Below are 13,356 nucleotides of genomic sequence, written 5' to 3'. Positions count from 1 at the left end.
TATGTACACAATTTCAAATAGATTAAAGACATTTTCCATCATCCTCATTGTCTTGGGTGTATTAGGAGTGGCTTACGGTTTTATGACATCTCATAAATCTTTAGAAGAGGTTAAGACAATGCTCGTTGAAGAACATGCACATGATGGTGGACATGAAACTTCTGTACAAGAACACACCGAAAGTGCCGGTTCAGAACATGCAGACGTATCTCAGGATGATAAACATGCAAAACACGTCCAGGAACAGATTGCGAAAAGACCTTGGTCTGCAATGTACGTATCCGCCTTGTTCTTTATGACGATTGCCCTTGGAGTCCTAGCGTTTTACGCTATTCAAATTGCTTCACAAGCAGGTTGGTCGCCGGTATTGTTCAGGGTGATGGAAGCTATTTCTGCTTACTTGTTGCCAGGTGCCATTATTGTCATCCTTCTTGCAGTTGGTTCGCATTATATTGGACATCACAACGAGATATTTGTTTGGATGAACCCAGATGTGGTAGCCGATGATAAATTGATACAAAACAAATCGGGATATTTAAACATTACGGCATTTCTGATCAGAGCCATTATTTTCATTGGTGGTTGGTGTACATACTGGTATTTTGCCCGTAAATTTTCAATTGCTCAAGATAATGCTGAGCCAGGGGATATCAGAAACTTTAAAAAATCGTTTAGAATTGCTGCTGGATTCCTAGTGTTTTACTTGTACACGGAATCCATTATGTCATGGGATTGGATCATGAGCGTAGATCCGCATTGGTTCAGTACGCTATTTGGATGGTATGTTTTTTCAGGTATGATTGTCGCAGGGATAACCGTGATTGCCATGGTCGCCATCTATTTGAAAGGCAAAGGACTTCTTCCATTGGTAAATGATAGCCATATTCATGACTTGGCAAAGTATATGTTCGGATTTAGTATTTTCTGGGCTTACCTATGGTTCTCTCAGTTCATGCTTATCTGGTATGCAAACATTCCGGAAGAAGTAGTTTACTTTGTATCGCGAATAGAGGATTATAAATTGCCTTTCTTTGGAATGTTGGTGCTAAACTTTGTGTTCCCATTCTTGATTTTGATGCATAGCGATTACAAACGAGTACCTTGGTTTGTGATGATGTGTGGCGTTGTTATTTTAATTGGCCATTATGTCGATTTGTTCGTAATGATTATGCCGGCCACTGTTGGCGATAGATGGTACATTGGAATTCCTGAAATTGGATCTATTTTATTACTTGGAGGCTTGTTCTTACTGGTGGTATTTACATCAATGACAAAAGCTCCTTTGACACCAAAAGGCAATCCATTTATTAAAGAAAGTGAAAATTTCCATTATTAATAACCTATAAAGAAGAGAAACGACAATGACTGCTTTATTCATAATTATCATAGTACTTTTTGCGGCGGTAGCTATTTGGCAAATGGTCAAAATATTTGATCTCGCCCAAGTGCGTACAGAAACCATAAATAATGGAATAGCAACTGATTACGATAATAAGATCAATGGATATTTGATGTTGGCTTTTTTAGCCTTTATTTATATCATTACAATTATCTCTTTTGTGTATTGGGGTGATTTGCCCCTAATGTCAAATGCAGCTTCAGAACACGGGGCAGAGGTCGATAATTTGATGTTGATTTCCATGATAGTGATTTTTACCGTACAGATTATCACTCAGTTTTTACTTCACTATTTTGCTTTTAAATATAGAGGAGAGAAGGGTAAGAAGGCATTATATTTTGCCGATCATAACACTTTAGAAGCAGTTTGGACCATAATCCCTGTTATCGTATTGGCTGGATTGATCATTTACGGCCTTTTCACCTGGAATTCCATTATGAATATTGATGAAGATGCTGATCCGATGGTTGTGGAATTATACGCTCAACAATTTGCTTGGACAGCGCGCTATGCTGGTCAAGACAATGTTTTGGGTATGGCCAACGTAAGATTAATCGATATCGACAAAGCAAATGTTTTGGGTATTGATGAAGCCGATCCGAATGCTGAAGATGATATTATTGTAAAAGAATTGCATTTGCCAGTTGGCAAGCCGGTCCTTTTTGAAATTCGTTCGCAAGATGTATTGCACTCTGCATACATGCCTCACTTCAGAGCGCAAATGAACTGTGTTCCTGGAATGATCACAAAATTTGCATTTACACCGACTTTGACCACTAAGGAAATGCGCGAAACTCCAGAAATGATTGCCAAAGTGGAAAATATCAATAATATCCGGGCAGAAAAGAGCAAAGAATTAATGGCGAAAGGTGAAGAAGAATTGGATCCGTACGAATTCCATTTCCTTTTACTTTGTAATAAGATTTGTGGAAAGTCGCACTATAATATGCAGATGAATATTATCGTTGAGACCCAGGAGGAGTTTGATGCTTGGATAGCTGAGCAAAAGACTTTCAAAGAATCATTGAAATAATAATAAAATCGTTTTAAACAAGTATATATAGATTATGTCAACACACGCAGTAGATATTCACGCACATGACGACGGTCACGGACATCATCACAAAGAAACCTTTGTAACCAAATATATCTTTAGTCAAGATCATAAAATGATCGCAAAGCAATATTTGATTACTGGAACTCTCATGGGAATCATTGGCGTCATGATGTCTTTGATGTTTCGAATTCAGATTGCATGGCCTGAGGAGCCCAATATTCTTTTTGAGGCTTTATTAGGCAAATGGGCACCGGGTGGTGTCATGGATGCTGACATCTATTTGGCATTGGTAACCATTCATGGGACGATCATGGTGTTCTTTGTATTGACTGCGGGATTGAGTGGTACCTTCAGTAACCTGCTTATTCCGTACCAGATTGGAGCGCGGGATATGGCATCTGGTTTTATAAATATGCTGTCTTATTGGATATTTTTCGTGTCCTGTGTTCTTATGCTTATTTCATTGTTTTTAGAAGCGGGACCTGCAGCAGCGGGATGGACCATTTATCCGCCTCTAAGCGCTTTACCGATGGCACAAGGCGGTTCTGGCATGGGAATGACGCTTTGGCTCATATCCATGGCGATTTTCATAGCACAGTCTTTGTTGGGATCATTGAACTATATAGTGACGGTTATTAACATGCGTACTAAAGGTATGTCAATGACAAGATTGCCATTGACTGTTTGGGCGTTTTTTGTAACAGCAATCATCGGTGTGGTATCTTTCCCGGTATTATTGTCAGCGGCCTTATTATTGATTATGGATAGAAGTTTTGGAACATCCTTCTTCTTATCCGATATTTTTATTCAAGGTGAAGTCTTGCATTATCAAGGAGGATCTCCCGTACTTTTTGAACATTTATTTTGGTTCTTGGGTCATCCCGAAGTTTATATCGTGATTCTACCTGCCATGGGAATCGTATCGGAGATTATGGCGACCAACTCACGAAAACCGATTTTTGGTTATCGTGCCATGGTGGCGTCTATTCTGGCCATCGCATTCTTATCAACCATTGTTTGGGGTCACCATATGTTCGTATCAGGAATGAATCCATTCCTTGGATCGGTGTTCACGTTTACAACCTTATTGATTGCTATCCCGTCGGCCGTCAAGGCTTTTAACTGGATTACAACCATTTGGAAAGGAAACCTGCAGATGAACCCCGCCATGTTGTTTGCCATTGGATTCGTATCCACATTCATCACCGGAGGTTTAACCGGAATTATTGTTGGTGATAGTGCTTTGGACATTAACGTGCACGATACGTATTTCGTTATTGCCCACTTCCACTTGGTTATGGGGATTTCAGCTATCTATGGTATGTTTGCTGGTATCTATCATTGGTATCCAAAAATGTTTGGTCGAATGATGAATAAGAATTTAGGGTATATCCACTTCTGGATTACCGCCATTTCGGCTTACGGTGTTTTCTTCCCGATGCATTTTATAGGAATGGCCGGATTGCCAAGACGTTATTATACCAACTCAGCATTCCCATTGTTTGATGATTTAACCGATGTTAATATTGTAATCACCGTATTTGCATTGATTGGAGGTGCGATACAGCTTGTTTATTTATATAATTTCTTCGTAAGTATATTCTATGGTAAAAAAGCAACTCAAAATCCGTGGAGAGCGACTACATTGGAGTGGACAACGCCTGTAAAACATATTCATGGCAACTGGCCTGGAGAAATACCTCATGTTTACCGTTGGGCATATGACTATAGCAAGCCGGGACATGATGTAGATTTCGTACCGCAGAACGTTCCTTTAAAGGAAGGCGAGGAAGAATTGCAGCATTAATCACCAATTCCTGCGCAGGCAGGAAACCTTTAGGTTCAGCGTAGCTAATCTTATAATAAACATTTACAGACCTTCGGATCGATACTATCCTTCTGAAGGTCTTTTTGGTTTTTGTCGATTTATATTATGGATTTTGAAGAGAAGATTCCCACCTTCGCGGGAATATGGTGGATTGTTACTATCATTCTGAAGGTCTTTTTGGTTATATCTGCTATTTATTAATCTGGTCTTTCTGTAGATGAGATTCCGGTTTGTACATGAGATTCCCGCTTTTGCGGGAATAGATTATATCAAAAGCCTTTCTGAATATGAAAAGCATTTTGTTTATCTTTGTTTTTGCGGCGAGCTCTAATTAAACCTGTGGCTTGGCTTTACAAAAATTTGTTTTAATTCTTAAAGAGATTCCCACTTTCGTGGGAAGTACCATGAACGATAACCTAAACCCATCCAACGAAAACTTTTCTCCAGAAGAACTTGATGTCGAGAAGAAATTAAGACCCTTATCCTTTGATGATTTTACAGGTCAGGAACAGGTGTTGGAAAATTTAAAGATTTTTGTTGAGGCTGCCAATCAAAGAGACGAAGCTTTGGACCATACTTTGTTTCATGGACCTCCAGGTCTTGGTAAAACAACTTTGGCGCACATTTTAGCGAGCGAGTTGGGTGTGGGCATCAAAGTTACTTCAGGACCTGTTTTGGACAAACCAGGCGACCTTGCCGGGCTTCTGACCAATCTTGATGAGCGTGATGTCTTGTTTATTGACGAAATTCATCGTCTAAGTCCAATTGTTGAGGAATATTTGTATTCCGCTATGGAAGATTACAAAATCGATATCATGATTGAATCGGGGCCAAATGCCAGAACGGTTCAAATCAATCTGAATCCGTTTACATTGATTGGCGCCACAACCCGATCTGGATTATTGACCTCACCAATGCGGGCCCGTTTCGGAATCCAAAGCAGATTACAGTATTATAATACTGAATTGCTGACCACCATTACCCAGCGAAGTGCCTCCATTTTAAACGTTCCAATTTCTATGGAAGCGGCTGTTGAAATAGCTGGCAGAAGTAGGGGAACGCCCAGAATATCGAACGCTTTGTTGCGTCGCGTCCGCGATTTTGCACAAATAAAAGGAAATGGCAGCATTGATATAGCCATTGCCAAATTTGCACTTAAAGCTTTGAATGTGGATACCCACGGTCTTGATGAAATGGACAACAAAATTTTGATGACCATTATTGACAAGTTCAAAGGTGGCCCGGTAGGCATTACCACCCTGGCTACTGCCGTTAGTGAGAGTGCTGAAACTATTGAAGAAGTCTACGAGCCTTTCTTGATTCAGCAAGGATTTATTATGCGTACCCCAAGAGGGAGGGAGGTCACTGAATTGGCCTATAAACATCTTGGAAAGATCAAGGGCAATATTCAGGGAGGATTATTTTCATAATCCTTAAAAGAGGTATTTATAACTCAGACTTCTATGTTTTATTTTGAAAATTGATGACTACACCACTTGGGACGTGGTCTAAAATATGCGCAGTGCAATGGCTATAAATAAAGAAATTCCATCTGTTCCTTTAATAAGTTTTATAAAGCATTCTTTGGAGATTCTGAAAAACCCATTGAATTTTCACCATGCCAATTTCACTGCTAAAGGCGATACTTTTAAGCTGAAAATCGGCTTTTCTAATGAAATCGTTTTTTCGCGTGATGCCGCCTTTGCCGAATATGTCCTTCAAAAGAATCAAAGAAACTATACCAAGTCCAAAATCCAAACGGAAGACTTGGTCAAATATGTGGGGAAAGGATTGCTGACTTCTGAAGGAGAATTATGGAAAAAGCAACGTCAACTCATCCAACCGGCATTTCATAAAAAACAATTGGCGACCCTATTAGACAAAATACGTGAGGCCATTCTGTTGGAATATAAGCATATTGAAGTTGATAAGAAACTTGATGTCTTTCCCATCTTTAATGATCTCGCCTTTCAAACTGTCGTTAAATCCTTATTCAGTAGTGCGGCAGACGATGATGCCATCAACCGATTACAATTTATAACAGAAGCTGCACAAAAAATGTTGGTCAGAGAACTTAGGCAACCTTATTTAGGCTGGTGGTTCAAAGCAAGTGGCACCATCGAAAAACATTTGAAACTGACTCGAGAAGCACGTCAAATCCTTAAAAACATTGTCAAGACGCGGCGGGATTCTGATGAAAAGCAGGGCGATTTGTTGGACATGCTTTTGGAAGCGCAATATGACGATGGCAGTTTCATGGAAGAAGAACAGCTGATAGATGAAATCTTGATACTGTTTATTGCAGGACATGAAACGACTTCCAACGCCTTAACTTTTATCTTTCAGCTTTTGGCGAAACATCCAGAATGGCAAGAGAAAATTCATCAGGAAAATATCCAAATCACCAATGGCTCAGAGGATTTGATGCATGTGGTCACCTCATCTAAAGTGTGCCAACAAGTGATTGAAGAAGCGATGCGGTTATATCCGCCAGTCTATTTTATTGATCGGGTAAACATTGAAGACGATGAGTTTAATAATATGATCTTTAAAAAAGGGTCAAATCTGTTGCTTTCTATTTATGAGATACACCGTCATCCGCAATTGTGGGAAAGGTCAAACGAATTTTTACCATCACGTTTTGAAGACGGCGGACGAAAATTCTCATCCCAATATTTTCCATTCGGTGCAGGCCCAAGAAAATGTATTGGTAATAATTTTGCTATGTTTGAAATGATCATTGCCGTCACTGAATTGGTTAAAAACTATAAAATGACTGCCGAATTTGACGCCATAGAGATCACACCTTTAATTACCTTAAAACCTAAGAATGCTTTTTTGAAATTTGAAAGTAGAATGTCAGGCTGAGCGCAGTCGAAGCCGCTAAAATTAACAATATGTTCCAATATTATGTTTATATTCTAAAATGTTCCGACAATTCTTATTATACTGGAATCACAAATAATATTGCACGCAGATTTCAAGAACATGAATTCGGAATCAATAAGGAATATTATACCTTTAAAAGACGTCCTATAACCATGGAATTCTATCAGGTGTTTAATGATATTTTGCAAGCCATAGATTTCGAAAAGAAAATAAAGAGATGGACGAGAGCTAAAAAGAAAGCTTTGATTGAAGGAGATTTTGATATGTTGCAGATCCTTTCTGAATGTCGTAATGCAACACATTATAAATATAATCCGGGTAATAAAAGTGTGTGATATTAAAATCTTCGACTTACTGCGTAAGCTAACTTCTTTCAAAATATATTTTAAAATCGTTAATGCTCAGCTCGACCATGAGAAATAAATTTTCAACTTGAACAACAAAGCCAAATACAGCCAACTCATAAAAACTGAAGCCAAACGTCTCGGGTTTCTTTCTTGTGGCATCAGCAAAGCCCAGTTTTTGGAGGAAGAAGCACCACGACTCGAAAAATGGTTGAAGAATAACATGAATGGCGAAATGCAGTACATGGAAAATCATTTCGATAAGCGCCTTGATCCGACTAAGTTAGTGGAAGGATCTAAAAGTGTCATATCTCTTCTTCTTAACTATTACCCACAAGAAACCCAAACTCAAAACACCTTTAAGCTGTCGAAATACGCGTACGGCACAGATTATCACTTTGTAATCAAGGATAAGCTAAAAGAGCTTTTAAATTTTATCACTGAAGAAATTGGCGAAGTCAGTGGTCGTGCTTTTACGGACTCTGCACCGGTTTTGGATAAAGCGTGGGCAGCCAAATCAGGGTTGGGATGGGTTGGAAAGCACACTTTGTTATTGACCCAACAAGTAGGCTCATTTTATTTTGTGGGGGAATTAATTATTGATTTGGAGTTGGAATATGATTCATCCACAACCGATCATTGTGGCACCTGTACAAAATGCATCGATGCCTGTCCCACACAAGCCATTACCGAACCTTATGTGGTAGATGGCAGCAAATGCATCTCCTATTTTACCATTGAGCTAAAAGATAAGATTCCCACTGAATTCAAGGGCAAATTTGACGATTGGATATTTGGTTGCGATATATGCCAAGACGTGTGTCCGTGGAACCGTTTTTCAAAAGCACATAGTGAGCCTTTGTTCAATCCGCATCCAGAATTATTGTCCATGACCAAAAAAGACTGGGAAGAGATTACTGAAGAGGTGTTTAAGGACCTTTTTAAAAAATCGGCTGTAAAGCGGACCAAGTTTGAAGGGTTGAAACGGAATATTGAATTCCTGAGCAATCAGGAATCTTAATCCTTTATGGCAAAATTTGGATTTGGAACTAAAAACATCCAATTCATTAAATAAAAAAATATAATTTTTCTATAATTGAACTTCCCTGAATAGTGATGACCGTTATTCGTTATTCGTTATTCAAAAATCATAAATCAACACTCTTCAATCTCTTCCTAATCCATAACCCGCCCGTTCCAAAAAGGCACGTTCGGGCGGTTCCTAATTCCTAATCACTAATCACTAATCCCTCAATTATACCAAACCGGTGTTGGCTTCCCCAGATCAAAATCTTGGAAACCGAAATCTTCTGTTTCGTAAGCATTCATTTTAAAAATATTGTTGCCTTGCCCGGGAACTTGTGGATAAAATGAAAATGATAGTTGAAAGGAATTGAACACTAAATAATCATTTCTAATAATAAAACCGGCGCTGAAAGAAGAGTATAATTTGCTGTTTAAAATAGATTCGCCTTCATCGCCCAACGCTGCTGCAGTAAAATTGACATACGGATTTAAGCGAAAACCCCACACTTCCCATGGGGAATAAAATTGGGTCTGTAAGGAAAGGACATATTTCTTCGTTCCCATAAGGTCACTTTTAAAACCGGGAATACCTGCCCCTTGCTTTAGGTCATAATTATTATCGTAAACGCCTCTGAATTTGTTTTTTTGGTCAATAGTAATGCGGTCACCTTCAGATGGCAATCTGTTCGTACCAATAAGTATTTGAGGCTTTACAAATTGACGCATTTTCCAATTGTTGCCCAAAGAAATCAGATTTGTAAAATACTTGGCTTGTAAGGAAATGGTTGTTTGTTCCAGATGACTGTGATCTACAAAGCTCCCAAATTCGAAACTGGTGCTCAAGTAGCCCCAATTGAAATAGTTGCCATGAGATGCTTTGGCCCCAATATACATGCGGTTGTGTTGATTTTTTCGTTGATAACCACTGGTGATGGCATATACCGTACCGATAGGGACGTCTTCAATAGTGCCGTCTCTAAAAATATAATCGTCCTTTATAAATTGTCGTGAGGCAATGCCCAAGCTCCCCAAATAAAATGATTCGTTGGCAAAGTACCCAATACTATCATAAGCGGCAGAAGGTCGTTCACGATATCCTACATGCAAAAACCTTAAACTGCTAATGAGGTTAGTCGTACGTTCCTTTTCCGAAATGCCATCAAATATTTTAAAAGCGTGCCCTCCCCAAAAATCTTGGGTGTGGTATCTAAAGTTTTGTAAGTCAGGTTCACCCTGAGCATTGTCAAGATATTCTTTTTGATATTGTTCATCGAGGTAAATCCCTCCAGCCCAGCGTGCCAATGGGGAATAAAAAGGACGTTCAATATCCAAGACTTTACTATAATCGCCATCCAAGTCTATTCTGTAAGCCAATGTGGTTTCGATAAATGTATTATTAATGTTTGGTACAGTATAGTTCATTTCGTAACCATAGTTGCTATCGTCCAGGCTTTTAGTGACACTGTTGTTGAATTCGTGCCCAAATCCAAGGAAATTTCGATTCTTCAACCTTAACTTGGTTTTTGAAGTTGAAATGGTTGCAGATGGAATTAGGCTCCAAGAGTCCAAAACCTCTATATGAAGATCGATAGAGTCTTTGGAAACCCCCACTTCCTTAGCAGTGACTTCAACGCGTCTTATATAATTTTGTGCCCTGATCAAACGCTCGGATTCATTTAGTAGAAGCGTATCCAAAGCTGTGTTTTCCTTAACGAGCAAGGTGTTTCTTATGGCAAAAGCTTTGGTTTTGATATGAATAAAATTCCCCGTTTTTTCGATCCAACTATTTGCAGTTTGGGTACTGTCTGTAAAAGAAAACCCGAAGGGATCGTGGCTTTGAATAGTGATATTCCGGATGATCTTTCCTTCAAATGGTGCTAAATCTTGTTTCGGTCGATTTTTTGGTGATTTTACCGGTCTCTTTGTCGTTGACCTAAAAATGAGCTTATGTAGCGTTTTGGTGAATTTCCGTTTCTCTGAATAGTCTTCTATTTTTTGGTATATAGAATCCTTTTTGGTTGTGTTTACTTGCGCTTCAACCCTTGCGTGACAACAGTAGAAGAGGATGACAAAAAAGAAGGTTTTTAATGGCATGAGTAAAAAGGGGATTCAAAAAACTTCCCACAAATATAATCCAATTCAAAAGGTTAAAAATATAATTTACTCAGGAAATTATCTTTTGAATTCCGACACCATGGAGGCCGCCATACCTTTAAATATAATTGCTGAACAAATCTTATTGGCCCGGAGGGTGACTGTCGTTTAGTGCTGAACGGAACCTGTTGTTTTTTAAATAGTTGAAGTGAAGATGTTCTAAATGGCGCTGATTTATAATTTAGTTCAAGTTCGCAAATCGTGTGCTGCAAAGAAATTTCTATCAAAACCAATTAATGTCTCTTTTCTTTTCTCATAAAACAGTTACCTTTGTTCTTTAGCTAAAAATTTTAATTTTTATGAGTAAGCAGAGCAAACGTAGAGAAGCATTAGTATATCATGCCAAACCAACTCCAGGAAAAATTGAGGTGGTTCCTACCAAAAAATACGCAACACAACGCGATTTGTCATTAGCCTATTCTCCAGGTGTTGCAGAACCCTGTTTGGAAATTGCCAGAAATGTCAATAATGTCTATAAATATACGGCCAAAGGCAATTTGGTAGCGGTGATAACGAACGGCACCGCAGTTTTAGGGCTTGGGAATATTGGCCCTGAAGCATCAAAACCTGTAATGGAAGGAAAGGGTTTGCTCTTTAAAATTTTTGCTGATATTGATGTTTTTGATATTGAGATAGATACTGAAAACGTAGAAGAATTCATCCAAACGGTCAAAATGATAGCCCCAACCTTTGGTGGAATCAATCTGGAGGATATCAAAGCGCCTGAAGCTTTTGAAATTGAACGTCGTTTAAAGGCCGAGCTGGATATTCCAGTCATGCATGATGATCAACATGGTACGGCAATAATTTCTGCTGCGGCCTTATTGAATGCCTTGGAACTTGCTGATAAAAAAATAGAAGATGCTCAAATTGTTATCAGTGGCGCTGGAGCTGCTGCTATTTCATGTACGCGTTTGTACCAAGCTTTTGGTGCCAAACGTGAAAATATCGTCATGTGTGACAGCAAGGGTGTTATCAGACAAAACAGAACGAATTTAACTTCAGAAAAAGCTGAATTTGCTACACATCGTGAGATAGAAACTCTTGAGGATGCTATGATAAATTCGGATGTGTTTATCGGTTTGTCCACTTCAAATGTCGTTTCCCCTAAAATGCTGTTGTCTATGGCAGATAATCCAATTGTCTTTGCCATGGCCAATCCAGATCCAGAAATTGAATACCAATTGGCCCTCGATACACGCGAAGATGTTATTATGGCCACAGGGCGTTCTGACCACCCTAACCAGGTGAATAATGTTCTTGGATTTCCATATATTTTCAGAGGTGCTTTAGATGTAAGAGCCACTAAAATCAATGAGGCCATGAAAATGGCTGCGGTTGAGGCCCTCGCTAAGTTGGCCAAACAAAACGTGCCAGAACAGGTCAATATCGCCTATGGTGAGACCCGTTTGACGTTTGGAAGGGATTATATCATTCCTAAACCTTTTGACCCTCGTTTAATTATAGAGGTTCCTCCAGCGGTGGCTCAGGCAGCAATGGACAGTGGCGTAGCCAAGGAGCCGATAAACGATTGGGATAAGTACCGCGATCATTTGAGAGAGCGTTTGGGATCTGACAATAAAATTGTCAGATTGCTGACCAATAGGGCTAAAATGGACCCTAAGCGTGTGGTTTATGCAGAAGCAGACCATTTAGACGTGTTGAAGGCAGCACAAATTGCTTATGATGAAGGCATCGCCATTCCGATTTTGTTGGGAAGAAGGGAAACCATTTTGAGTCTGATGGCTGAGATTGAATTTGATTCTGATGTTGAAATCATCGATCCTAAAACTGATGACGAAGAAAAACGTCGCAATAGATATGCAGAAGTATATTGGTCGCAACGCAAACGCAAAGGTGTTACCCTGTACTCTGCACAGAAGTTGATGAGAGAACGCAATTATTTTGCCGCAATGATGGTCAATGAGGGTGATGCTGATGCCTTGATTTCTGGTTTTTCAAGAAGTTATCCATCAGTTGTAAAACCTATGTTGGAACTCATTGGTTTGGCAAAAGGTGCGTCTCGTATTGCTACTACTAACCTGATGATGACCCGTCGTGGTCCGATGTTCTTGAGTGATACCTCAATCAATATAGATCCACCAGCGGAAGATTTGGCGACCATTGCACAAATGACGGCGAGAACCGTTAGAATGTTTGGGATGGAACCTATTATGGCTATGATTTCATTTGCCAACTTCGGATCCTCCCCGAGTCCGAAGGCAACCAAAGTCAGAGACGCCGTCAAAATTTTGCACGAGTCCAATCCTGATTTGTTGGTGGATGGTGAGTTGCAAACGGACTTTGCACTCAATCAAGATATGCTTCAAGAGAATTTCCCGTTTTCGAAATTGGCCGGTAAAAAGGTCAACACGCTTGTTTTTCCAAATTTGGATTCGGCAAACATTACCTATAAACTTTTAAAAGAACTTAATGGTGCAGAGTCTATCGGGCCGATCATGATGGGCATGCGTAAACCGGTGCACATCCTACAGTTGGATGCCAGTGTGGATGAAATAGTCAACATGACCGCCATTGCCGTTATTGATGCCCAACAAAAAGAGAGAAGGGAGCAAGAAGTTAAAGCCGCTTTAGAAAAAGAATCAGCTTTGTAATGAAAATAATTTTATTACATTTGAGTCTTTAACCAAAGCCAACA

9 protein-coding genes are annotated in these 13,356 nt (G+C 39.4%); 8 read left to right on the top strand and 1 reads right to left on the bottom strand.

Annotated features, from left to right (window positions below):
• Position 1 precedes the first annotated feature (1 nt).
• The 7 genes from G6N06_RS15845 to queG all read left to right on the top strand — a co-directional run bounded on the left by G6N06_RS15845 (position 2) and on the right by queG (position 8,538).
• The gene (locus tag G6N06_RS15845; protein WP_163517762.1) at positions 2–1,336 is read left to right on the top strand and encodes a quinol:cytochrome C oxidoreductase; all 1,335 of its coding nucleotides are present in this window, start codon (positions 2–4) and stop codon (positions 1,334–1,336) included.
• Between the two features lie 25 nt (positions 1,337–1,361).
• Positions 1,362–2,432, top strand: coding sequence for a cytochrome c oxidase subunit II (locus tag G6N06_RS15840; RefSeq protein ID WP_163517761.1), 1,071 nt, complete (start codon positions 1,362–1,364; stop codon positions 2,430–2,432).
• A gap of 34 nt (positions 2,433–2,466) precedes the next feature.
• Positions 2,467–4,263: a cytochrome c oxidase subunit I gene (locus G6N06_RS15835; protein ID WP_163517760.1), complete on the top strand. Its 1,797-nt coding sequence runs from the start codon at positions 2,467–2,469 to the stop codon at positions 4,261–4,263.
• A 425-nt stretch (positions 4,264–4,688) separates the two neighbouring features.
• Positions 4,689–5,714 carry a Holliday junction branch migration DNA helicase RuvB gene (gene ruvB / locus G6N06_RS15830; RefSeq protein WP_163517785.1) on the top strand — a complete coding sequence of 342 codons (1,026 nt, stop codon included), beginning with the start codon at positions 4,689–4,691 and terminating at the stop codon, positions 5,712–5,714.
• 97 nt (positions 5,715–5,811) lie between these two features.
• Positions 5,812–7,152, top strand: a complete 1,341-nt coding sequence (locus G6N06_RS15825) for a cytochrome P450 (protein WP_163517759.1) — start codon at positions 5,812–5,814, stop codon at positions 7,150–7,152.
• Positions 7,153–7,181: 29 nt separating this feature from the next.
• Complete coding sequence (locus tag G6N06_RS15820; RefSeq protein WP_163517758.1) at positions 7,182–7,508, top strand: GIY-YIG nuclease family protein; 327 nt, start codon at positions 7,182–7,184, stop codon at positions 7,506–7,508.
• A gap of 97 nt (positions 7,509–7,605) precedes the next feature.
• Positions 7,606–8,538 (top strand): tRNA epoxyqueuosine(34) reductase QueG, encoded by a 933-nt coding sequence (queG, locus tag G6N06_RS15815; RefSeq protein ID WP_163517757.1) that lies wholly within the window; start codon positions 7,606–7,608, stop codon positions 8,536–8,538.
• 230 nt (positions 8,539–8,768) lie between these two features.
• On the opposite strand, the gene G6N06_RS15810 is transcribed toward queG, so the two are convergent.
• Entirely contained in the window at positions 8,769–10,637 is a 1,869-nt protein-coding gene (locus tag G6N06_RS15810) for a hypothetical protein (protein ID WP_240338086.1), read from the bottom strand.
• 359 nt (positions 10,638–10,996) lie between these two features.
• Here G6N06_RS15810 and G6N06_RS15805 point away from each other — a divergent pair, with 359 nt between their 5' ends.
• Entirely contained in the window at positions 10,997–13,312 is a 2,316-nt protein-coding gene (locus tag G6N06_RS15805; protein ID WP_163517756.1) for an NADP-dependent malic enzyme, read from the top strand.
• The last annotated feature ends 44 nt before the right edge of the window (positions 13,313–13,356 follow it).

The organism is Gelidibacter japonicus, assembly GCF_010725055.1.
In the GTDB taxonomy this organism is placed as follows: Bacteria; Bacteroidota; Bacteroidia; order Flavobacteriales; family Flavobacteriaceae; genus Gelidibacter; species Gelidibacter japonicus.
This window is presented reverse-complemented; position numbering and strand designations above follow the sequence as displayed.

What these genes read in the sequence shown, in the direction of transcription:
- G6N06_RS15825 (WP_163517759.1), top strand. Translation starts at nt 5,812, where the DNA reads ATGGCTATAAATAAAGAAATTCCATCTGTTCCTTTAATAAGTTTTATA.
- G6N06_RS15845 (WP_163517762.1), top strand. Translation starts at nt 2, where the DNA reads ATGTACACAATTTCAAATAGATTAAAGACATTTTCCATCATCCTCATT.
- ruvB (WP_163517785.1), top strand. Translation starts at nt 4,689, where the DNA reads ATGAACGATAACCTAAACCCATCCAACGAAAACTTTTCTCCAGAAGAA.
- G6N06_RS15835 (WP_163517760.1), top strand. Translation starts at nt 2,467, where the DNA reads ATGTCAACACACGCAGTAGATATTCACGCACATGACGACGGTCACGGA.
- G6N06_RS15820 (WP_163517758.1), top strand. Translation starts at nt 7,182, where the DNA reads ATGTTCCAATATTATGTTTATATTCTAAAATGTTCCGACAATTCTTAT.
- G6N06_RS15840 (WP_163517761.1), top strand. Translation starts at nt 1,362, where the DNA reads ATGACTGCTTTATTCATAATTATCATAGTACTTTTTGCGGCGGTAGCT.
- G6N06_RS15805 (WP_163517756.1), top strand. Translation starts at nt 10,997, where the DNA reads ATGAGTAAGCAGAGCAAACGTAGAGAAGCATTAGTATATCATGCCAAA.
- G6N06_RS15810 (WP_240338086.1), bottom strand. Translation starts at nt 10,637, where the DNA reads ATGCCATTAAAAACCTTCTTTTTTGTCATCCTCTTCTACTGTTGTCAC.